This window comes from Sphingobacterium allocomposti, from assembly GCF_008124885.1.
GTDB lineage: Bacteria > Bacteroidota > Bacteroidia > Sphingobacteriales > Sphingobacteriaceae > Sphingobacterium > Sphingobacterium allocomposti.
In genome coordinates this window covers 136837-161865 of sequence record NZ_VNHX01000001.1, presented here as the reverse complement: position 1 = coordinate 161865, position 25029 = coordinate 136837, and the positions used below count along the sequence as shown (strand labels likewise).

Sequence of the window (25029 nt, the reverse complement as noted above, 5' to 3'; positions counted from 1 at the left end):
TCTCTTCTCGGCATCTAAACAGCTACCGGCAGTTTAATTTTCCGGTTCCAGCAGCTGATAAATGCGTTGCGCTATTTCGGAGTTGTCTACAAACCCTTGGAAGTACTCGGCTCCCGGCCCATATGCAGCTAACGGAACAGGAACTCCTGTATGGTCGTTTGTGGCAAAGCTTCCCAAGACCTGTCCTGTTTTATCGTTTCCGTCGAGCACGACCAAGCCGCCTGTTTCGTGATCGGAAGTCACGATTACCAGCGTTTCGCCGTCGGCGTCGGCATAGGCCAGTGCTTTGCCTACAACCCTGTCAAAACTCAGGTATTCGCTGACCGTAAATGGCATGGAGTTGCCATGCCCTCCACCATCGATCTTCGCGCCTTCTATCATTAGAAAAAAACCGTTGCCGCGGCTCTTGTTTTCCAAAAATCTGACGGCTGGTTCAAATGCATCTTCAATCATACGGTAGTCTGTCTTTATCGCCCCTTGTTCCCGGCTCAGCTTATCCCATTCTCTACTGACCTGATCTTCCGCAAATGCTAAAATACGATTGCTGCGGGCTTCCGTGATCCTGTCCACGCCCTGTTGAATCTCGAAGCCCTGATTGCGCAGTTGACGGAGCAAGGTGCTGTCATTTTTCGCGAAAGCAGGATGGAAGCCACCAACAACCAGCGACAGCTTTGAATGCAGTAACCCGTGCGCGATACTGTCAGACTCATCCCGTTCCGTTACGTGTGCAAAAAAAGCAGATGGTGTAGCTCCGATAACGCGGTCGTTCGAAACAATACCGCTGACGATGCCGCTGGTAGCCAGGCGGTCGGGAATGTTTGGTACATGATTGCCGGAGGTGTCGACGCCGATGTAACGATTCCGGGTTTTTACACCTGTTGCCAACGCGCTCCCGCCTGCTGCAGAATCGGTGTGGTAATTGTCGGCAGACCGTGTATCTAAGTAGCCTGTATAAGGCATATTAAGAATATTCAACAACCCTCTATTTGCAATGGCTGCTGCCCATAATTGCTCCAGCCCAGCACCATCACTGATTAGCAAAATCACGTTTTTTGGTCTCGCACCTTGCTTAGCGGTCTGTTTCGGTTGATAAGGAGCGTACGGTGCGGTCTCCTGATAGCTATGCTGCGCGTACGTCCGCAGAAAATCTGACAGGCCGGTGGGATTGTCCGTATTGATGAAATCTATACCGAGCTTCACCCACTCGTACCATGCTGTTCTGGTGTCGGGGCTAGCCCAGAACCGGATTTTCCGATCAAGTCGGTGCACCGAGTCGACTATAGCTTTTACCTTCTTTAAATCCGGTTCAGTTAGCCGGCCTAAGCCATTCCACTTGGAAACGGCCGGGAAAGGGGCACTGAACATACCGATCCGCGCGAGCTGTTCTGCGGTATACGGCACCTGCAGCTCGCCATCGAAAAAGAATATCTCGTCATATTTCGCAAAGTCGGCCGCATCCGGACGGTTACCACTGATCACCAGTTTAACGGCTTTAGGATTATTTTTACTGTCAAAATAAGCACGGTAGGGCGCCAGCTTTTTCGTCAGTACCTGAAGCACCGCTGCACCATCCGTTTTCGGATCGATGAGCAGCTGTAACTGGCCCTGATCTGGATACAGGTATCCGTCCTCAGCATTCCTGAAAGCCTGCAGAATAGGCTGCAGATACAGTTTATCAAAGGTCCGTTCCTTCGTAATTTCTTTTTCCTCGTGCGCCACGTACAGCTCGCCATCCCGAAGGAATAAATCTACCTCGATAGATCCGAAACCAAGGCTATATGCTAACGTAAAGGGGTGATTACGGGTATAATCGTTATGGGAGTGCGCGTTCGGTATATATGCCACAGGGCGGATTTGTGCGGTTGTGGGCACAACTGTCAATGTTGCATACAATCCGAATAGCGCTATTATTGTTTTCTTTTTCATCTAGTTCGTTAATATCGGTACTGAAGCGTGCACAAATTATTCATTCGTGAAGTATCATCCATCCCCAAAAATGAACATATCGTGTTAATTATACACTAAGAAATATTTACGTTTATATCAATATTGTACATTCTGCACAATATGGATCAAGTGCGTAAAACTCCGGAAATCGCTTTGTTTAACATTAAAACTCGTATCCAACAGCGAGCAATGCTCCTGCCGTCAGCAACCGCTGGGGATAGCTCCCATCGCCGAAGGATATTAACGCATACTGCTTAACAGAAGGCGTAAGCGACAGTGACCATTTGCCCAGTGCATATCTGCCACCGATAGCGGCATATAAACCGATGCCATTCTGATTGTCCACAGCCTCCCATTTTGTCGGCTGTACATCAAGGGAAGGTCCGCCTTGTATAAAAAACCAGCGGCCAATGTTCCACTTTATCCCCAAAGGAAATGACAATGTAGTGATGTGGCCGTCTGTTGAGCGCTGCTCGGGCATAGGCGCACTCACCACCGTAAGGTTATGCCTGGCATAGTCAATTCCGGACACTAACGTCAATTTTTCGGTTAGCCCAAAACCCACCTGCACACCGGCAAGGTACGATAAACGGTCTTCCCCACTCCCCCCGCCGTCTACGCTCTGAAATCGGTGCAGTGTGTTGCCTGCCATACCGAAATGAACATTGGTATCTGTTATAGTTTGTCCATACAATGTAAGATGGCAAATAGATAGTAGAAAAGAGGTCGTGACAATCCGGAATTTCTTCATAAAATTAAATGAATAAAAAGGACCTTCGTCCTTTATACAGCATCAAAAGACCCGTCCTGGGCCGTCCGTGTCTGAGCGTTAAAATATGTATTATTTGGATTAAAAAGGGGCCCTCGGTGGTCCTTCGCCCCTTCGTTCTTTTTGTTCCTTGTTTAATTCGTCCGCGTAGGATTTTCTGCGGCAACCACTAACATTTACGACAGAATACCCAGAGGTTTAGATCAGCCAAAGGTTATGGTAAGACCTATGATGTTTAGGGTTGTCTCCGGGGTCTGTCAGTGGTTCTGCCTCTAATGTACTATCGACTATTTTACATTTGCTGTAAAAGACGCTGCCTCCAACCATGGAGCGGTGAACTGCACGGATAGGGTCTGGCCAGGACTGCCTTCCGTTACCTGAAGATAAGCTATCAGCCTGCCGTGGTGCACCCGCTGCTTATTATCCGTATAGTCGCCCATATCTTCGTTGTTACCCGCTTCCAGCCCTAGAAGACGAACAGGCCCCGATAGACGACAGGTCACTTCATCGTCCGCCAACATAACCGGCACTCCCTGTCTGTCCACGACCTTCAGCTCAACTTGTAGCACCTCACCGACCTTTACGTCAGCGGGAAGACCGGCAACAATCTGCAGCGCATGAGCTCGCTCACTCGACTGAATAGCCCGTCGGACGATCTCCGTTCCCTGTCCGTCTGTTCCTACAACTTCCAGTTTGCCGGGACGATAGGGAATATCCCAATATATAATACCGTGGTCTTCGCTATACGGCTTGCTTTCTCCGACAGTGCTGCCGTTCAGTTCCAGCCGGGCCTGTGCGGTATTCGTATAACACACTACGCGGATTAGCTGTCCTTCTTTATAATTCCAGATCGGCCAAGCATCCATTGAAGGAGCTTCATTTTTCCGCCTTCCTTGTTCTTTTTCTAATGCAGACCAGACATCGGTAGCACTCCCTCCAGCATCCTGCAAAAGGTAGGTTCCGAGATAAGCCATGGGGGCTTCCGACCACAAGGACTGTCTAAAATATCCTCTCGGCTTGATAAAACCTCCGAAATCCAGCAATCCGGAATAGAAGCCCCGTGATGGCCATCGGCCCGACTCGCCGAGGTAGTCGATTCCGGTCCATAGGAACTGTCCAAAAATATGGTCGTTGTCCCGGACGGCTTTCCACGCGGATAGATCATGTCTGTTCTCACTGCCGAAAATAACGCGATCGGGATAGCGTCTGTGGTCTTCAATATACCTGCTTTCGGTATAGTTGTAGCCCGCAATATCCAAGGCACCGGGGTATTCGGTTTCGTTAGACATGGCAACCCCGGCCAGTCCTGCCGTCACCGCCCGGCTAGGATCGTATTTCTTGACAACACTAACCAACCGTTTTGCAATGTCGCCTAGCCTTCTCGCGTCGGGTGCGTCTTTCTTATATCCCCCATAAGAAGCCTGTGTAAAGCCTCCTTCTTTCTTCTCTCCATCTAAAATGGGATGCGAGTAAGGGTCGTTAGGATAATCGACCTCGTTTCCTATGCTCCAAGCGAATATAGAAACGTGATTCCGGTCTCTTTTCACCATGTCGGCCAAATCACGCTCGCCCCACTCTTCAAAGAAATCAAAAGAACCTTCGAACCCCGGCGTTCCTACGTTCCAGCCCACCAGCCATTTGCGTTTAGGAAACTCCCATTCGTCAAAAGCTTCATTCAGCACCAAAAGTCCTAATTCGTCGCAAAGATCATACAACGAGGTGGCTTGGGGATTGTGACTTGTCCGGATCGCATTAACGCCGAGCGTCTTCAATGTCAACAGGCGACGTCTCCATACTTCTGGATATACCTCAGCCCCTAAGACACCTGCATCGTGGTGCAGGCATACTCCTTTTACTTTCATCCAACGCCCGTTTAATGCGAACCCTTTATCAGGATCGAACGTAAACGTTCGGAAGCCTGTTCTCACTTCTGATCGATCTAGTTCTTTTCCGCCTTGGAGGACAATTGTCCTCAACATATAGAGGTTCGGTTGCTTTACACTCCACTGCTGGGGGTTTCTCACCTGCAGCTGGAATGTTGCCTCCGTCTGTCCGGCGGCATTTGCCTTAAGCTTCCGCGAGACCTTCGCGACGGATTTACCCCCGCTGTCCAGCAACTCCTGAACAACCGTCAGCGGGACCGACGCAGCCGACGTGTTTTTTATGGATACCTGTGTCTGCAGCGTACCCCTCGACCCTTCGACGCTGGGATAAGCGAAAACGCCCCACTGGTCGAGATGGATAGCATTGGCCCTGACCAGCCAAACATCACGGTAGATTCCCGATCCGGTATACCAGCGCGAATCGGCACTTCGACTATGATCGACGCGCACCGATATCGTGTTTTCTTTTCCGTATTGTATATAGGGAGTGATATCGTAGGCAAAAGAAATATAGCCATTAGGCCGCTTCCCAACAGACTGTCCGTTTACGAAAACTTCGCTTCTATTATACACCCCCTCGAAGTAGATGTACAGCTTCTTCCCCTGATCCGTCGCAGGAATATTAACTGCCTTCTGGTACCAGCCGATTCCGCCGGGAAGATACCCCGTTGCGCTCGCCAACGTCGGACTTAACGGATATTTGACGCTCCAATCGTGCGGTAGCTGTACCGTACGCCAGCCACGGCTGTCGCTACCTTTAGGAGACAGCCCTTCCGTCTCACCTAGATGAAACCGCCAGTCTGCGTTTATCTTTTCCGCCTGTCCGAAACCTGGCTGTGCCATCACCATGCCCGAATACAGAAGGGCATATAGGACACCGGCTACACATTTTAAGAAGTTATTCATGTTAAGCTATTCGTTTTTGTCTTATTGCTAAATAGGATCTGCCGCCATTCAATGTGTCGGTTCCACGGGTAAGATATTACCCTCGGCGTCGAACACCAGCGGGTCGATACATACTTCCCGGTGGAAGCCCGCGGCATCGCCCATCTCTATTCCACGAGGATAACTAAAACGGTGATATACGATATGCCATTCATCCGTGCCGGGAATCTGCAGAACAGCGTTATGCCCTGTGCCGTAAATTCCTTTGGAGGGATCTTTCTGCAAAATCAGATTGTTCTCCGGAACATGTATAGGCCCGTACGGGCTGCTTGCCGTTCCGTAGCGGACGCGATAGTCCTGGCTCCGTGTATCGTTCTCCGACCACAAAAAATAATACGTTCCTTTTCTGTAAATAACATAGACTCCTTCCCGGAACGTATTGTCAGGCGTAAGCACCCTAATGGTGTTCTTCCGGATAGACACCATATCCTTATTAAGCTCCGCAACAGCGAGGTAACCGTTGCCCCAGTAGAGGTAACTTTTTCCGCTTTTAGGGTCGTTGAATACCGCCGGATCGATTTCCTGCCCCCCCTTTACGCCTTCCGGTTTAAAATCTATCAGCGGCTTGCCCGAATCCCGGAAGGGCCCTGCAGGATCGTCCGATACCGCAACACCTATTTTTTGCGCCGCCGTGAAATAATAATAATATTTGTAGTGTCCTTTCACCTTCTTTTCCGTGATCGTTGGCGCCCATGCATTACGGCTTCCCCAAGGTACATCCTTTTTTAAGTCAAGAATAACGCCCTCATCTTTCCATTCTTTAAGATCCTTTGAGGAAAATGCCTTAAAATAGTATCCTCCCCAGCCGTCGAAACCGTCGCTGGTAGGATAGATGTAGTATCTACCCGTCTTGTTCGAGTAAAGGACATCCGGGTCTGCATAAAAACCGTCGAGTACGGGGTTCTTTCTGGAAGAAAGTGCTATTCCTTCCGGAAGCCCCCAAAAGTCGGTCAGCCTTTTTAGTTCCGAGTGGGACAGCGGAACGATGGATCCGTGCCGTGGATGGAAGTTCATATCGATTTCATGGTCGATTACCTTAAAGCGGTCAAGATCCACAGATTCACAAAACTGGTACTTCCCCTTGCCGTATACATCATACATCAATACGTACGTGTCTGACTGGTTACGTTTAAAAACACTGGATCCTTCCACTGCGTCACGGGTCTGCTGCTTATATCCGGGCTGCTCAATCCATGTTCCCGACGTCAGGGAGTCTGTCAGGGCTAATTTAATGCCGTTACCATGGCCTTCCGTCTTATAAAAGAGGTAGAACAGTCCGTTTTTATGAATTATATCACCGTCGATGCAGGATCGGCCATTTTTGGGCCTGAACAAAACACGGGGTTCACCTTCTAAATCCGTGAAGTCGTCGTTTGCGTATGCGTAATAAATAATATCAGGCCCGTCGCCATGCTGCATGGACCAATAGATCATATATTTGCCTGCGGCCGGGTCGAATATAGTTTGAGGCGCCCATACGCGTTTCAAATCGTCGTGCCCTTGATAGCGGCTCTGGATGTTAATGACTGTATGCGTCCAGTTAATCAGGTCGGCAGACTTTAGCAGTACCATCGCCCGATTTGAATCCCATCCCTTCGACGAAGTCATGTCCGTCAATACCATATAATACGAGCGGCCGTCTTCTCCTCTTAGTATATGCGGATCGCGGACTCCTCCGGTGGAGCTAATGGCTTTGGAATCAAGGACCGGTCGATTACCGTTGAGCGCCCGAAACGTGTAGCCATCGGTGCTCACAGCAAAACACACAGCCTCATCCTCAACCGCGTTACCTTTGAAATAGGCAAACAGGTAGCCCGCAAAATCTTTGTCTGTGGGGCCAGACTTGTAACCTTGGGCAGCAACCTCTGTAAACACGTGAAGGGCTAAAAGCACCATCAGCATATAGGCTCGTCGCAGTTTTCTTTTTCTCATCTAAGATTAAATTGTTGTAGTTGTTAACGTATAAAATCAAAAAATATATGAAGGTGTCATTTACGCGCTCATCCTTTCTAAAGATACGTATCCGTAAAGACACTGTATACTGTCAGGATAAAAATCTATGTATATGTCGACGGCGTTTCATTTCAAAAATATTTTTTGTACGGGTGTATAACAGTATTCACCCGAAGCCGTCGATTTTACTCCCACCCGCACGAATAGATAGTCGCTACTTTTCAGATTTTCAGAAATCGCTGCTGTGATACGGGTCTCGGAACCTAGTTCGACGGATCCTCGGTCCACGTTTATCTCTTGGTCGAATACAACGTGATCCGTTAACATTGATTTACGCAGGTAAATCCGTACTTGATCCAGTTGAGCAGATTCCACAATCTGCTGTACCTCAAAACTGGCAACAATCTGCTCACCTCCTATTTGAAAACTTTCGTTGGTTATATTAAAATATGGAACAACGGGGACATCTAACGTCGTGTTTCCGCGCACATCCACCAGGATTGTATCCGTGGACTGGTGTAGCCAAGGTGAATTTCCCTTTCTTACCAATTTATACTGACCATCAAACAGTGTTGCTGAGAATTCGCCGGCGTGATTGATGTATACAGGAATCAGCGCCCGCAGCGGATAGCCGTCTTGCCAAAGTTCTAATTCGGGACCGTTGTTGCGTACACCGATCGGCTGTCCATCAAAAACCACCTTCCCTGACAATATGGCCCTAGGGGCTTCAAAGTTATCATATTCGCAACCTGTGACGAAAAGCCCTAAGGCTATAGTTAGTATAGCTGTTATCTTCTTTTTCATCTGATTATGTTATCTATTATTGTTAAATAATATGGAATGTCCAGATTCCTGCGGAGAGCTCTAAGCCCGATTTGTTTCATTTGTGAGAGTATTTATTAATTTTTTATTTTATTCCTTCAATAAGCTCTCTCCGTTCAGTTTGTCATGGACATTTCACATGCTCACGTTTCTACATCCAGAAAGCTAATGGAAAGGGTTTCTGACAATTTTAGGATTGTGATCTAGTACCCGCTGTTCGATCGATGCATAGTAGTTTGCCAGTCGGAAGAACCTCGCTCTACGAAAACGGCTTGGTCTTACGCGTTCAAAAATAAATTTCCCATGATCAGCATGTCCCGGACGGACAATCCGATAGCCATATAGTCCACGGACTACAGCATTCGGGTCGTCTTCTGCTCCATTCCATACTATATGGGCCAACCGCCATCTTTTCAAATCGAAAAAACGATGATCCTCAAAAGCCAACTCAACTCTGCGCTCGTTGCGGATCATCTCCATCGATAGGAGAGAAATACTGTTCGGAGGAAATCCTGCCCGTTCCCGAAGGATGTTTACATAACCTCGCGCTTCATCGGTCCGTCCTAATTCAAAGGCAGCTTCTGCGGCGTTCAGGTAGACCTCGCCGAGACGGAACCAAGGCCACCAGTTGGCCGCGGACGTCCCTCTAGTACTGGCTGCCGGTGCGTCGCTAACAAACTTCCGTATATAAAAGCCAGTATTACTTACATCCTGAGCATCATCTTTAGGTCCATCGAACCCTGTCCAGAGACCGCCGGCATAGTCTTCTCCTAACTGGTTTTCCAGCTGCTGGCCTAGCTCAGGTGCGGTATGAAATCGATAATTCCCGTTTTGCCAGGTCGCCACGCCAGCCTGAATGCTTACCGGTCGGTTGCGAAACGTAGATCCAGGATAAATGACCGTTCCATACAGCCGGGCATCCTTATTTTCGAAGATTTCTTCAATACGGGAATATGGCACATAGTTACCCAGAGCATCACGATCTTTTAATGTCCCTTTTGTTCCGTCGAGATAGTCGAAGCTCTCTATTAAGCTTAATGACGGCGATATCGTAGACGACGACTCGTTATCTTCTGTTAAGCTTTTCACAATATTATCATAAGCAAACCGGTGTACTTTAAGGCCTACAGCATAGTCCTTGGCGAAAATCACCTCGTTTCCTGTCTTCTTATTTAACATATCGTAAAAATTGGCTCCTTTATCAGGATTTTCGTTAAACAATTGATAAGAACCCGTTAGAATAGCTTTTGAAGCGGCGAGGGATTTGCGATAATACTCGTCTGCCATTGACGCGGGTATGCCGACTTCGCCACCAGGGGTCGCAATCGGCTCTCCCATAAGGTTGTTATACTTGGCTAGAGACGCCGCATAGAGCATCGCTCGGCTTTCCAACGCCAAGGCGGCATAACTGTTAGCTCTAGTTTTACTAGCGTTGTTTGCCGCCAGATCTTCTTTTATAGCTTCCATTTCCGAGTAGACGAAATCGTAAACTTCATGCTCTTTTGCCCTTGGGACCTGCAGGGGGGTAGGATCGCCACTGAAGTCATAGACCATTTGTGTTGTTACTAAAGGAACCCCTCCCATACGTTTTACCATCTCGAAATAAACGAACGCCCGAATAAACCTAAACTCGGCTATAAACAGTCTCTTGTCGGCGTCAGTAAGGCTGACACTGAGCGTCTCCATATTCTCTAAGGATAGGTTGATATCCCTTATCAAACCATAATCCCAGTAACGGCCATAGTCGTCCCCAAACTGGAAATCGTTTCGCCAGTTTTGGTCCCGATGTCCCGACCACATAGCATCATCCAGTTCTGTCATTCCTCCAGTATTAAAAACCCCGTGTAAGGAAGGCAACCGGTTATAGTAGTTCGCTAACAGGGATGTTACCAACTTAGGATCGTTCCAAAGCTGTTCATCTGTAATGAGGCTTTTAGAGTCCCGATCAAACCACTCGTCGTGATTACAACTGCCAAAGGTAATGGCTGCGAACATCGCTAAACATATATATAGTTTTTTCATGATAATTGCTTTAAAATGTTACGTTGAATCCTACCATAAACACGCGCTGCTGCGGATAAACAACCGCCGCTGGAGCCTCTATCTCTGGATCTATCTGAAAGCGTTTCACATTATCGAAAGAAAACAGATTAGATCCATTCACGTAAAATCGGACCTTCTCGGCTTTAATTCTCTCCACAATATGTTTCGGTAAGTGATACCCTAGTTCCAAATTTCGGATCCGTAAATAGCGTACATTGGTTAACCAAAAATCGCTGTTTCTGCTATTGGGCCCAGTGTTTCCGTTACGCAACGCCGGATAATACCCTGGAACCCACTCACTGTTCGGGTCATATGGATCCGCCCGATGCCACCGATCTTCGAGCAGATATGCTGGAGAATTTCCTCCGCCATGGAAGGCGTTACGCAGCTCATAATCCTGGAACCAAGACTGTATTGCGCCCCCAGCGAAGTCGGCATTCAAATCTATCCCCCGCCAATTCAAACCTATCCGCCCACCGAAAGTCATCATAGGCGCCCAACCTGTGGGATACCCGATAGGTCGTTCATCCATCCAGTTGATAACGCCGTCTCCGTTTACATCTTTATAAATTAGATCGCCGGGCAGCTGTGTTCTGTTGTTTGCTCCGTCGTTGTTAATAGGATGGTTGCGGATTTCCTCTTCAGATTGAAAGCGCCCGACCACTTGATATCCCCACCATACTCCGCCCCATCGGTCTTCAGCAGAGTTCCGGTATTCGTTCCATGAGCTACTAAAGCGAGGCTTATATGACTCTAGATTTCTGTAGCGCGAATAGGTAATGTTACCGCTTATCACATAGTTAAGATCGCCAATATTATCGTTGTAGGTAATCATACCTTCGGCGCCGTAGTAACCGTTTTTTCCTAAGTTCTCGTTAGGCAGGTCGTAGCCGATCTCAACGGGCAGGAGCACATCGTAACGCTTGCCCGGGACGCCTGAACGGATAACCTTAAAGACGTCTGCATTGACAGTCAATTTATTATCCCACATTGCGAGATCGACACCTAGGTTATAATTCGTGTTTTTCACCCACGATAGGTTCCGCACAGGCAGGCCTCTGGGCTGAAGACCTGGCACATATGCTCCGTCCAAAATCGCATCGCCTGAAGCCCAATTATAACCAGCAAGATAATCATGCATACCTACCCCTTCTTCAAGCCCAGTCTGCCCAAGCGATCCCCGGATTTTCAAATCGCTGACAACCCGCTTCAATGGTTCGAAAAAAGGTTCATCGGAAATACGCCATCCTAGAGAGGCGCCCGGAAAAAAGCCCCATCGCCGCCCCTCATAATACAAGTAAGAACCATCATAACGGCCCAAAAGCTCAAGCAGATATTTCCCTTTATAATTGTAATTTAACCGTCCTATATAACCCGCCCTCGCTTCATACGCCCATTCATCTCCTAAGCCGTTTAACTCAGCGAGACGCATCAAAGGAATATAGTTATTAGATGGATTTGCGCCCAACACTTTCAGCGTCCTATCCCAATCGGATCGCTCATAGCCCAGCATGGCCGCTATCGTGTGATCACCGATCTGCTTGTTATAGTCCAATTGGAACTGTGCAAACCGGGAAATGATCTCTCTATTCGTATCGTAGCGCCATCCAGCAGGGCTTCCCCCGGTCGCCTTATATTCACCATCCTCAAAGCGATACACATCATATGTGTACTGGAAGCCGTCAAATTTGTTGTTCGTATAATTATAGGATACTGTTCCCTTTGCCGACAGACCAAATTTTGTTTTATAAGAAGCAAAAACATTGACATTTCCTGCCAGATAACGATTATCCTTGTAGCCAACGATGTCGCGGTGAAACAACGCCGGATTATAGGCCAGATCGTGTGTATGGGTAGGATAAGACGGATTATCATTAACATAAGGAGCTACGGTAGGCCTATTTTTGAAAATGGCCAATATCGACGAGAAATAGCCATCCCCGCCAGGAAGTCCTACATCCTGCGTCATCTCATGCCTTCCTGAAATTTGGGTACCTACCGTTAGGCCTTCCAGTAGGTTGGCTTCCAAGTTTGCCTGCAGGTTAGTCCGCTTATAATTAAAGTCTTTTATCATAGCCTCCTGATCCAAGTGACCTATAGAAAGGAAGTAGTTTGATTTATCTCCCCCACCGGTGACATTCGCATTGATATACCTTTGCGGAATGTTTTTACGAATCACCATGTCATGGTAGTTATAACCGGCATATCCCGGCTCCGTTCCAGCCTGCCATTTCGCCAGCTCTTCCGGCGTGTAAATAGCATATGGATCCCTCCCTTCATTTTGTGCAGCCTCTACCAACCCCCTCGTATACTGGGCGGCATTTGCCATCTCGGGAAAACGGGTCAGGTTCTGCCAGCCTTGATAACCGTTAATGTTAATTTTCGCATTCTCGCCCTTGCGCCCCTTCTTGGTCGTGATCAACACAACACCGCGGGCAGCTCGAAACCCGTACACTGCCGCTGCTGCATCCTTTAAAATAGATATACTTTCTATATCCTCTAAATTTAAAGAGTTAAAGATATCCGCGCCCGAACCGTTCTGCGTGCCTACCCAATCTGTTCCAGTCTGCCCTCCATATGCGACTCCATCAATCACGTAAAGCGGATTCCCCATATTACGTATTTCGATTGCCGCTCCTCTCCCAGGACGAGCATCTTTGGCCCGGACAGAGATCCCCTGCACCTTGCCAGCCAGGGCTCCTGCCGTGGTTGTAGATGACGTCCGCACGATGTCCTCTGATTTAATATTGCTTACGGCTCCCGTGATGTTACGTTTTGACTGTGTACCATAGCCGACGACCACCACGTCCTCTAACGTTTGTTCGCCTGGCTCCATAATCACTACGAACTCGGCCCGATCTTCGATAGCAACACGTTGGGTCTTGTATCCTATATAAGATATAAGTAAATACCCCTTCGCCTCTACCAACTCAAATCGGCCATCCTTGTCGGTATTGGTCACGAGGTTTGACATTCCCTCTACCACTATACTTGCGCCGGTAATCGGTTCATTAGCCTTATTAAGAACCCTTCCTGAAATTTTACTTTGCGCTTGGATCAGCATCGGAACCGTCCAAAGTAGGACATACAAGAGAATAATTTTTAGGTTTTTCATAATCGTTAGCGTTCGATTTTCTACTTCAATTCTGTTAACACACCCGGATTAAACAGAAGCCTCCTAGCTCAAATACACGAGACAACAGGACGCATTGGTTCGGCCGGTTTTTACTTAAGTACTAGGAATGGAAAGATCACAGCAGATGATAATTGGTCCCGTGCTATGCCTTCTCGATTTTACCTAGATTCATAATTGAATAACGATTCAAACTTAGCCTAAATAGACCGATAGCGACGTACACAAAGCAGTCAAATATGGTACAAATTTCGGTCAAAAGCCCCCATAAAGTGCTAGGAAGAAAGATTTTCGCTTTTTTGATAAGTAGAAGGCAACATTCCAAATTCTTCCTTGAAGCATTGTCTAAAGTAGATCGCACTATTTATTCCAACCATAAACGAGACCTCGGTTACATTATATTTTCCAGTCTTTAGCAACTCAGCGGCTTTTCGAACCCGTATTTTACGTACAAGCTGGTTGATATTTTTTCCGGTAATGCCTTTCAATTTTCTATAGAGGGTAGATTGACTCATATTCAGTTTTTCGGCCAACATAGTCGCATCGAGCATCTGATCCTGCATATGTTCTTCGACGATACGGACGAAGTCTTGTATAAATTGGTTTTCGCGCCACGACTCGTCGCCCTCTGTACTGTCCGTAGCGCGCACTTCGTTCTCCTTGTTCCCCATACGCCGTAGGACCTCCTCATATATTCGTTTACGTTTCTCCAACACATTGTCGATCCGTTGATAGAGAAGGCGTGTACTAACGGGTTTCGTCAGGTAAGAATCGACTCCGAGCGCATAACCTTTTAGCCTGTCATACTCCGTATCTTTTGCTGTGAGCAGGATCAAAGGTATGTGACTGGTCAGTCGATCCTCCTTCAATTGTTCGATCAGTTGAAAGCCGTCCATACCGGACATCATAATATCACTTACAATCAAGTCTGGCACCCTATCCCTTGCTGTTTGGCAGGCCTGTCTTCCATTATCTACCGACACGACGTCGTAGTGAGCCTGCAAAGCTTCAGTTAAATACGTGCGTAAATCTGCATCATCTTCTACAAGCAGTATCAGGCGCCGCTGTCCGAGATACATATTGCTGTCCGGGTATTGTGATACCTGCTCCTGCTTGCCGGAGGCTGGTTCGGCTAAGAAGCGGAATGTAAACGTACTTCCCCTCCCCTCCTTACTTTCCACGTTTATCTGGCCCTGATGAATAACGGCCAACTCCTTAACCAACGCCAATCCCACACCTGTGCCAGGAACATTCTGGAAGGGTATACGGTAAAACTTGTCGAAGATGCGCGTCAGAAATTCTTCAGATATCCCAATCCCCGTATCTTCGATCGCTATGACCGCCCAACTATCACCGCGATCGGCTTCATACCCCAACGAAACCTTGATTTGTCCTGATTCCGTATACTTGTAAGCATTAGACAACAAGTTATCTACTATCAGATGAATAATACCTGCATCAAACCTCATTTTTTCTTCATTTTCGGGTACGTGCAGCGAAATATCAAGCCCCTTCTTGGTATTTAACTCGGCATATTTCTGAACGATATCACGCAGCATCTCACTTAAATAGCCTTCTCCGAGAGTCAATGATTTATACTGCGACTCGACCTTTCGGAATTCCAGCAATTGGTTCACCAATGAGAACAAACGATTGGCGCTCTTTTGCACCATGCCTATGGAGGCTTTCTGTTTAGCCTCTAGTGTCCCCGAATGCAGTAAGTCGTCTAACGGACCAAGGATTAACGTCAGCGGCGTACGGAGTTCATGGGTAATATTTGTATAGAAGTCCAGCCTTTCCCTATAAAGCTGTTCATCTTGCGCATGTTGCCTCTCTTTTAATCGAAGTTCTGCTTCTACTTTTATTTTCTTGTTGTAGAAAAAAAGCAATACAAAGATAATGCTTCCAACAAGTAGCGTGTAAATCATCTGTGCGGCTGTACTTAGGTAAAATGGAGGGCTCACGATAATGGACAAACAGTGATCATCTTTTGACCAATCCCCATTTTTCATCCGCGTCCTAATGCGTAGTTCATGCTTTCCGTAAGGGATAGCACGAAAGTCCAGATTCGTCTCGCTACCTAAAAAAATCCAGTCCTTACTTACCCCTTCCAGCTTATAGCTAAAATCAACCAAACCGTGTAACGCATGGTCCATAACTGCTAATTCTACGCGAAAGCTATTTTCATTGGGAGCCAGATGTACCTCTTGCCCAAACATCGGATATCGTTGCGAAGGCCTGTTCAGATCGCCCGAACCAAAAACGGACAGACGGATCAACCGAACTGGAGAGCCAGGAAGTTTTAACGGCACCTGCTCTGGGTGGAAATGGCACACACCTTCCTGCATGCCGAAAAACATATGCCCTGATCGGTCTTGATACACACTTCCGTTGATGAAGCCCCCCAGTGGAAGTCCGAAAGCTTGGTCGTAATGTAAAAAACGCTGCTCCTCCGGTCGATACCGAAGAAGGCCTAGTTTTGTCGAACACCAGATATCTCCATTCTTAGCTTCGGACACCGCGTTGACAAACAGCCATGCATCGCCCCCCTCCGGCTTAAACACTTCAATATGGCCAAGGTCTCTATCAGCACGTTGTAAAGCAAGTCCTTCGTTGGTTGCGATCCATATATTGTCACGACTGTCACGTATAAGATGATTAACGGTGTTACTCTGCAACCCTTGCCCACTAGCCATCCGTTGGATCAACCTACGGTTCTGGTCATAAACGTATAGGCCTTGGCCGTACGTTCCGACCCAGACGTTTCCGGCACGATCCTCAACCAAGGTACGAGGTGCATAATCCCCCAACATAGGCTGATTAATCAGTATCCTTTCTATGTGCTTTCTTACCGGGTCATAGATATATACCCCTTGTTGAGCAGCCATCCAGAGATGGCCCTTTGTATCCTCAATAAAAGCACGTATCTCGCTTACGTGCTCTCCAAACGCTATCTTTTCCCACTTTCTCCTTTCGTTCGTCCAAGTCGCTGCCCCGCCTCGCTTTAGCCCCATCCACACGTTCTGTCTGCTGTCGACAAAAGCCGTTAACAGATAACTGTCCGGAAGTTCGTCTTTTCTGAATATCTGTCGCGCAACTCCTTCTTGTTGTAATTGTACCAGGCCAGTCCCTTCTGTTGCCAACCAGACTCCCCCTTGGCGGTCTGGGATAATGCTGCTTACAGCAGACAATTGGCCCGCGCCTTTGCTTTGTGAAGGGAAGACTTGAAAAAAAGGTTCAAGATGTGAAACAAACCCTACCCCACCGCCATATACGGCCAACCACGCATTTCCAAACCGATCGACGGTAATCTGTTGTACGGAAGCGCTATTTCCTCGCCCAAGATCGTACATACGCAGGCCACCTGTATCTGCCTGTGTATACTTCTCCGCATAAACAGGCTCAAACACAAAGACCTGCGACGATTCCGCACCTATCCAAACGGTGTTACCGACTTCTTTAATCGTATACACGAAGGGTTCCTCCCGATTTTTCGAAACGGAGGATAGCGGTATGGGGATCAAACGTTTAGATACCGAATTGTATACAGCAAGCCCTTTACGCGTTCCAATCCATATGTTATTTCTCCGATCGCAGTACAGCGCTTTGACCTCGTTATCGGGCAGCCCGCTGTTCGACGACGTAAACCGTCTAGTTACCTGTGACCTATTGGGATCAAAAATAGAGAGTCCCTCCCTGACGTGGCCGATATAAAGCATGCCCTCTCCATCTTGGGCCATAGACCAAATACTGTTTTCAGGCAGCCCTTTTGTATTTCTAGTATTGAACCGGTCAAATTTCTCCTGTATCGGATCAAACCTTTGTATACCCTGATGGTATGTTGCTAACCATATATACCCCTCCGCGCCTTTAATCAGATCGGTCACGTCGTTTGTGGCGATTGACTTTGGGTCTCGCGGATCATGTATATAATAGGAAAAACGGTTCGTCTGTATGTCCAATACATTCAGCCCATTGGATCTTGTACCGACATACAACTTCTTGTCATCATAAAGTAGCGTATTAATTTCGTTACTGTTGACAGATAGACCATTCTGGTTTTCTGACGCATAATACGGTTGGAATGTATTTCCGACAAATCTATTCAGCCCCAGTTCCGTTGCTACCCAAGTGAATCCGCTTTCATCGTGAGCTATATCTAATACCTGTTGGTTTGATAGCCCTTCTTGTAAGGCAAGGAAAACTGCCCTGTTGGGCTGTGCCAAAAGCGTAATGACATGAAAGTAACCGATTAAAATAAACAAACCTCTCATAACACCAAAACTTGCCCCAAACACTGTAAATATCTACCGCCCCGTGATGATAATACCGCCGCCCGGCTGTATGGTAAGCGCTATCTGTTTATTTTTCTTGGGGCGGACAACGTCATACTGCGGTGTACGATCTTTGGTGTCCCGATATACCTCCCAGGTGTTGTCGGGGAGCATGGATAGTGTCACCGGCACTACGATCTCTTTTTCCTCTGCATTGATCCCTGCGATATACCAGCGGGTGCCGTGTCTCCTCGCTAAGACAACGTACCTCCCCGGATAACCGTCTATAAACATGGTCTCGTCCCAGGTTGTCGGCACCTCTTTCATAAAGTCGATAACGTGCTTCGGCATCTCCTGTAGATTGTTGGGTGTGAGTCCAAAATTCTGTACGGGGGTCTGAAACAAAATCGCTGTGGCCAACTGGAATGTCTCCGTGGTTTTTCGCTCTGTCCCGCCGTCGTTCGTCCGATTATGTCGTTTATTCAATAACACGGGACCGAAGTCCATGGAAGCTACCGTATTTCGGATAAACGGATGCAGGGTCGCATGGAAAGCCTCGGTATCATTGGCGTGTTGCGTGAAAATAAGATTTTCTGAAGCAAGAACCGCTTCACTCCCAACGAAGTTAGGGTACATACGTTCCCACCCGCGGGGCAAAGTGCAGCCGTGGAAAATCACTGTCAGGCCGTAGTCGTTGGCATCCGACAGGATGTCTTCATACAGTTTTAATGTTTCCTGCTTATCTCCGCCGAAAAAATCGACCTTTATACCCTTGATACCGATATGCTGCATCCAAGCCATTTCCTTTTTTCTTTCTACCGCTGTATTCATCTTGTTTTTAGGTGTTTGCGGCGCGTCGTTCCAATAGCCGTTTGAGTTATACCATAAACAGATTCCCACTCCCTTATCTTTACCATAGCGGACGAGTTCCTCGATCTTGTCACGCCCTATACGGGTGTCCCACCAGTTGTCGACCAGAATGAACTCGTAGCCCATTGCGGCGGACAGGTCCACAAATTTCTTTTGATCTTCGAAATTGATACTGCCATCCTGCCACTCGAGCCAGCTCCAGGTGGCGCGTCCAAATACGTAATCCTTAGAGGCCTTGTATTGCGGTTCTACGACATCGAACGGAATCGTCGTTTCCACGATGGGCTTTAAGCTGCTTCCTATGGTTAAGGTGCGCCAAGGTGTATAGCCGGGCAGCGAAAGCGCTGGATGCGCTAGACCTATACCGTTGTTTTCGCCCGGTTCGGGAAAGGCTATCTGATATAGCCCATCTTTTCCGCCTTCGTTCAACTTCGACCCGCAATATAATGCGTTGACGCCTGTCTCGGATACGAGTACCCAGCCACGGTCAGCTATCCGGAATAGTGCTGGGAATGTATAGCCAAGTCCATACTTTGAAGGTACGCCCATGGGCTGATCTACCGTGTATTCCTCTTCGTAACTGGGCTTTGTTTTCATCCAACCGGACATTGGCGGAGCCTGCGGTGTTAAAAAAGTGGTCGCTATGGAAGGAAACCTGAAACCGCTGACCTCCTCACGGATAAGCAGATTGGATTGTTCGCCCACCTGCGGCACGTGGTAGCGAAAAGCAATATCGTTGTTACTAACGCGAAAGATAACGTTAAGCCGCTGATTGGCTTTGCTTTCCAGCTGGCAGATAACTTCGTTCGCTTCGTAATGCACATGACGCCGTTTTATTTTTGGCTCTTCATAGGTCAGGTCTACTTTGTTAAATTGTTTATCCACCAAACGTAAGTTGCTCGCGAGGTCCACCGCCTCCCCTTTTAAGCCCAACGGCGATTTTTCCAGCATCACCTGCCTATCGAGTACGGCTTGGTAATATAATCGGCCATCCTCGATGGCTATATGTACAACGAGCCGGCCGTCGGGGCTGGAAACCTGTACATCTTGACAAAGACCACGGAAAAATAGGCCCGTAAATAAGATGATCAAATAAATGTACTTCATTATTCTCCTGTTATATGATTAAACCCAGAATCCGTACTAGCGAACGGTAATCGGGATTAAAATGTGTTATCTGCGCACCTCTAATTTGAGGAGTCTCGCTATTCAATTCCCTCCGAGGTCATCAACACCCGTTTCAGCGTCCCATCTGCTTCATAGAAGAGTCGATCAATACATACCGACCTGCTATAGCTTCCTCCATCGGGTTGAATGCCCCCATTATGATAAATGAAATAACTATTACCTTTGAATTCGACAATGGCTTGATGATTTGTGTTGCTGTTTCCGGCGATTTCATTTAATATGCCCTTGTATACGTATGGCCCATCGATGCGATCGGCTACAGCGTAGGCAATTTTTTCTGGAAAACCGGTGGCGTAACTTAAATAATATTTCCCTTGCCGCTTATGTATCCATGGGGCTTCCGTAAAATCAAAATCATCAAATTTGAGCCGGGCTACCGGTCCATCCAGTTCGACCATATTCTCCTTTAGTTTCGCGTAGTAACATTCGCGGTTACCCCAGAATATCCAGGCCTGCCCATCGTCATCGATAAAGACTGCGGGGTCAATGCAGGCCCACGAGTGCGACGAGTCAAAGCAATCGTCATTCGTCAGCAGCGGGCGGCCCAGCGCATCGTGGAACGGACCTTCGGGACGATCGGCCACAGCGACACCTATGCCAGACCAGTTGGTGCTGATATACCAGTAGTACTTTCCGTTTCTTTCTACGACGTGTCCTGCATAAGCATCTCCACTTTTTGCCCATTTGAAATCCTCAATTTTCAACGGCACTGGGTATTCTGTCCATGTTTTCATGTCTGTCGTCGAAAACACAAGCCAGTCTTTCATCTTGTATCCCTTCTGGCCGCCGGCCGCGTCGTGCCCGGTATAGAGCCACAGGGTGTCGCCTTGGACCAGCGCCGCTGGATCGGCCGTATAATGATGTGTAATAATGGGGTTACCTTTTGAGAGGAAGGTATATCGATCGTCTCCATCCGCAGGCTGTAGCAGAGCAGGAGGTACGCCGCCCCACTTCCCATGTAACCGGCGCGCTTCTTCCTTGTTTATGGCGATCACGCTTCCATGCCGCGGACGGAAGTTCTTCTGAAATGATTCAGGCTTAGCCGTAAACTGAAACAGATCTGTGGTACGCTGAAATTCATACCGCCCGTTGGTATATAAATCGTACATCAGCAGATACTCGTCTTTTCCATTAAGTTTAAATACGCTGGAGCCCTCTACAACAACCGAAGTATCTGCATACGCATCTACATATCGAAAATCTTCCTTCCAAGGCCCCCATAATGATCTGCTCGTCGCCTGTTGAATACCGTTTTGTATCTCTTTGCCGCTGTCGTCTTTCGTGTTCCCTTTGAAGAAAAGGTGGTAAAGTCCGTCTTTATAGACAATGTCGCCATCAATCCCACCATACTTGGGGCTAAATAATAATTTTGGCTCATCTTCGAAACCGTTAAACTCAGCATTGGCATACGCCGCATAGAAATCGAGCCGCTCATCTTTGTGAAAGCGCACCGTAAAATACACCAGGTGTTTGCCGACCGACGGGTCGTATATGGTTTGCGGTGCCCATACCCACTTTACATCATTAAATTTTTCAGGATAGGTTTCCGCGAGATCAATGGCCCGGTGTTTCCACGATAGCAGGTCATCGGACCGCATGAGTACGATCCCCGGATTACTTCCCCATCCGTCTTTTGCGGTAAACATGTCGGTTGCAACCATATAGTAGGACGCGCCCTCCTCGCCCCGCAAAATATGCGGGTCGCGTATTCCGCCCGTTTTCGAGATTCCGGCAGACGGAATAACAGGCTCGTTGCCGTTTAACGCATACCAATGTATCGCATCGGCGCTGACAGCAAACCGCAACTGTTCTTGCTTCAGGCGGTCGCCTTTTCCTTCAAAATAGGCGAAGAGGTATCCGTCTCCTTCAAGCTTCTTCCCGTCCTGCTGGGCGGAAAGCGGGGGTGAAAGCGCCAGCAGCATCGCCAGCAGCCATAATATCTGTATTCTTACCATATCAAATTTTCGTCTGTATAATTGTCGATAAGTGTTAAATCTCAGTTGTATAGATGAGCTCGTTTCACTGGCTTCGTCCATACCTTATTTCCAATGTTCCGCTAACCGTGTCGCTTCTTCTTCGGTGAGATGGATGACTGCGCCGTGCTTGGGCGACTCGAAATTGGTTGTTTTCATCACGCCCTCATTGAACCGTCCAAGGTTCGTAAAGTGTTTAAAATCTTCCGTCTCACTAAATCCGAAGTTATGTGGGGAAATCCCATAAATGTCATACATCAACACCCATTTCTTTTCTCCAATACGTTTCCAGATATTTGGCGCTTCGCACGCCGCCTTTTCAGGATCATAGAAACGGTCATCATATTCGTAAGGACCCGCCGGTTGTTTCGAAACAGCTTGTTTGATCCCCGGGGTTCCGTCGTGTGCCACATAAAACAGGTGGTAACTGTCGTTGACCTTCGTTATGTCGCCGTCGATATAGCTTTTGTTGGCCTTAGGATACCTAAAAAGCAATTGAGGCTCGGCTTCAAGCCCAGTAAAGCTATCGTTGAGATACGCATAATACAATTGGTTCAAACCATTGCCGAACCGCATCGTGAAGTAAAGCATAATTTTGCCGCGGGCATCGTCATAAATAACTTGTGGTGCCCAAAAGGAGCCGACGTTGTCCCACCCGTCAAAAATCTGATCTATCCGTAGCCGGCTATGCGTCCAGTGAATAAGATCCGTCGATTTCATCAACACAATTCCGCGGTTGTTCCCCCATCCAAATGCTGCTCCATCCCGTTCCCATTCGCTGTCCCGCAGTCCACGCTGTTTAGCATAGATATGCAGGTCCGTCATCACCATATAAAAGACACCGTCTCGCCCCCGCATAATATAGGGGTCGCGTATTCCTTTCTGTTCGGCTATCGTATCACCGGCAATGACCGGCTGTCCGCCGTTCAGTGCTGTGAAAGAATACCCATCATGGCTCAGGGCAAAGTGCACGCTATGCGTTTCATCTTTAAAATACACCAACAGGTACGCTGCAAGGTCGGCCTCCGCGACCTGTGCCACGAGCGACCGTAAAGAAAACAGCAGGCTACATAGGATTATAACTAAGGTTCTCATATAAGAATTGGTTAAAGTCACCTTCATTAAACACCTCAGAGGAGCTTAATGTATGACTTATGTTTGTCGCCGGATGGCCGGCTTTTTAGAAACCGGCCATCCGGCGCACCCGAAAAAGCGCATCTCCCCCCCCCCTCTAAAGCGTCAATTTAATCACCGTAAACGAATAGGGTGCAAAAGTTTCGACAACCGATTTACCTTTGTAATTTACCTGCTGTTCAACGGGCTGGATCTTTAATGGTTCTTCTAAGCTGTTTGAAACCTGAAGATCGGCATTTGCGAGTGTAATCTTCGTAGCTTCTCCCTTCCACTTTCTTTTAGCCAGTACGTTAAAATTGGCTTGAACAGGCTCACTATTATAGTTTACAAACTTAATAATCAGCTGCTTCTGACCTTCGTCATATACAGCAGACGCATACAAGCTGTCTTGACCTGTCACAGGCCGTCCATTCCGTTGAATAGGAATGATATCGGTCCCCTTATTTCTGGAATATAGCTTCTGTACGTGGTAGCTGGGCGTACCGTACACATTCAAGTTGTCTACCCAAATGAGGTCGGGCGACCACTGCCAACCATCGACATGCCCGAACAGGGGTGCATACGATGCCATAGTGACCACGTCGGCATTTCGTTCAAGTCCGGTCAGGAACGCCGCTTCCGAAAGAGCTGCCTCCCAGGTGCTTCTCCCGGGGCCGTTCGGCCGGGTGGTATGAGACGCATACTCCCCCGCAAATACTTTAGGACCGCTCCGGTCGTAGTCGTCGTACCGGGCCGCGCTGGACAGAAACCACGCGGGTGGACGATAGTAATGTTCGTCGATAATATCAATCCCCATCGACCGCAGCTCTCCATCAAGATATGCAAAGCGCTCTCCCTCTGGATCGGTGCCCGAACTCGCTATAATGTCAATTTCGGGATGTTTTTCTTTTAACACCTTTTTAAATGCCTCCAGCCGTTCTATATACTGTGGGCCCCAGTTTTCATTTCCAACGCCCAGCATCTTTAGATGAAAGGGTTCGGGATGTCCCATCTCCGCGCGGAGCTTTCCCCATGTTGTCGCTGTTGAGCCATTGGCAAACGCGATAAGATCTAATGCATCCTGGATATAGGGTTCCAGCTCGTCCATCGGTGCCACTTCTCCTGTATTAAACTGGCAGGCCATTCCGCAGTTTAGAATCGGCACCGGTTCGGCGCCTATATCTTCTGCCAGCTGGAAGTATTCATAAAATCCCAGGCCGAAAGTTTGAAAATAATCGGGCGTGAGCCTATGTTTAAACTCGGTGTTCCAGCGATTGATGATAAGTTCGCGCTGCTCGATAGGGCCGACGGTCTTTTTCCATTGAAATCGCGTAGCAAGGTCCCGTCCTTCTACAATACATCCACCCGGAAAGCGAAGGAAGCCCGGTTTCATATCGGCCAGTAACTGCACCATATCCTTCCGGAGACCCTTTGGCCTGTTTTTCCACGTCTCTTTGGGAAAGAGCGAAATCATATCAAAGGAGGACGTTCCCTTCCCTTCGATCCAGACGTTTAATTTACCTTTAGCGGAGGTCTCTGAAGCGACAAGTTCAGCCTTCGCGCTTTGCCAACCCTCTGCCTCGCTCAGCGCCATTGTTGCACTGCCAATCACCTTATCCTCTTCATTCAGGAGCTCCACATGAATACGTAAACCAGCTTCCAGCGGATTATAGAGCAGCGAAAACTCGTAAGTCTCTCCCTTTCTGATTCCCATACCCCGAAAACCTTCATTCTGTAGCCCCAGCTTAAGACCGTCAGGGTTGTGCACCCTAAGAGACCGCGCGTTCCCTTTACGCTTGCTGTCGTTCACAATGAGCAGCGTGCCCTCCGGAGCTTTCGTTAACCTCTTCCAGCCCATCCACGGCTCGTCAAACTCGAACGAACGGTTTTTCACGAGCTCCGCATAAATGCCCCCATCGGCACCCATGTTGATGTCTTCGAAAAAAATCCCCCACATGTGGGGCGAAATCTTCCCTGCCGGTTTATCGAAGGCCACCTGAAAATCGACCGGCTGTTGTGCCCATAAGCCTGAAGCACTGGCTACAAGTAGGGCGGCTATTGATAAGAATCCTTTCATCATGCAAATGATTGTTAATGAAATGGGACGCTAAAAGCA

Annotated in this window: 12 protein-coding genes; all 12 read right to left on the bottom strand. The window is 48.0% G+C overall.

Going from position 1 to position 25029, the window contains the following annotated elements:
• Positions 1 to 33: 33 nt before the first annotated feature.
• The 12 genes from BC792_RS00470 to BC792_RS00415 all read right to left on the bottom strand — a co-directional run bounded on the left by BC792_RS00470 (position 34) and on the right by BC792_RS00415 (position 24993).
• Positions 34 to 1926, bottom strand: a complete 1893-nt coding sequence (locus BC792_RS00470; RefSeq protein ID WP_148907020.1) for an alkaline phosphatase — start codon at positions 1924 to 1926, stop codon at positions 34 to 36.
• Positions 1927 to 2110: 184 nt separating this feature from the next.
• Positions 2111 to 2698, bottom strand: a complete 588-nt coding sequence (locus tag BC792_RS00465) for a hypothetical protein (RefSeq protein ID WP_148907019.1) — start codon at positions 2696 to 2698, stop codon at positions 2111 to 2113.
• 305 nt (positions 2699 to 3003) lie between these two features.
• On the bottom strand, positions 3004 to 5505 hold the full coding sequence (locus BC792_RS00460; RefSeq protein ID WP_148907018.1) for a glycoside hydrolase family 2 TIM barrel-domain containing protein: 2502 nt from the start codon (positions 5503 to 5505) through the stop codon (positions 3004 to 3006).
• A 48-nt stretch (positions 5506 to 5553) separates the two neighbouring features.
• Positions 5554 to 7476: a glycoside hydrolase family 43 protein gene (locus BC792_RS00455; protein ID WP_211357431.1), complete on the bottom strand. Its 1923-nt coding sequence runs from the start codon at positions 7474 to 7476 to the stop codon at positions 5554 to 5556.
• A gap of 147 nt (positions 7477 to 7623) precedes the next feature.
• A complete protein-coding gene (locus BC792_RS00450; protein WP_148907017.1) occupies positions 7624 to 8301 on the bottom strand; it encodes a DUF3823 domain-containing protein in 678 nt (225 codons plus the stop codon).
• Between the two features lie 183 nt (positions 8302 to 8484).
• Entirely contained in the window at positions 8485 to 10341 is a 1857-nt protein-coding gene (locus tag BC792_RS00445) for a RagB/SusD family nutrient uptake outer membrane protein (protein ID WP_148907016.1), read from the bottom strand.
• Between the two features lie 10 nt (positions 10342 to 10351).
• On the bottom strand, positions 10352 to 13477 hold the full coding sequence (locus BC792_RS00440) for a SusC/RagA family TonB-linked outer membrane protein (RefSeq protein WP_148907015.1): 3126 nt from the start codon (positions 13475 to 13477) through the stop codon (positions 10352 to 10354).
• A 293-nt stretch (positions 13478 to 13770) separates the two neighbouring features.
• The gene (locus BC792_RS00435) at positions 13771 to 17769 is read right to left on the bottom strand and encodes a hybrid sensor histidine kinase/response regulator transcription factor (RefSeq protein WP_148907014.1); all 3999 of its coding nucleotides are present in this window, start codon (positions 17767 to 17769) and stop codon (positions 13771 to 13773) included.
• Positions 17770 to 17802: 33 nt separating this feature from the next.
• Entirely contained in the window at positions 17803 to 19746 is a 1944-nt protein-coding gene (locus tag BC792_RS00430; RefSeq protein WP_148907013.1) for a glycoside hydrolase family 97 protein, read from the bottom strand.
• A gap of 98 nt (positions 19747 to 19844) precedes the next feature.
• The gene (locus BC792_RS00425; RefSeq protein WP_211357430.1) at positions 19845 to 21782 is read right to left on the bottom strand and encodes a family 43 glycosylhydrolase; all 1938 of its coding nucleotides are present in this window, start codon (positions 21780 to 21782) and stop codon (positions 19845 to 19847) included.
• A gap of 84 nt (positions 21783 to 21866) precedes the next feature.
• Positions 21867 to 22895 (bottom strand): glycoside hydrolase family 43 protein, encoded by a 1029-nt coding sequence (locus tag BC792_RS00420; protein WP_148907012.1) that lies wholly within the window; start codon positions 22893 to 22895, stop codon positions 21867 to 21869.
• A gap of 136 nt (positions 22896 to 23031) precedes the next feature.
• Positions 23032 to 24993: an alpha-L-arabinofuranosidase C-terminal domain-containing protein gene (locus tag BC792_RS00415; RefSeq protein WP_148907011.1), complete on the bottom strand. Its 1962-nt coding sequence runs from the start codon at positions 24991 to 24993 to the stop codon at positions 23032 to 23034.
• Positions 24994 to 25029 lie beyond the last annotated feature (36 nt).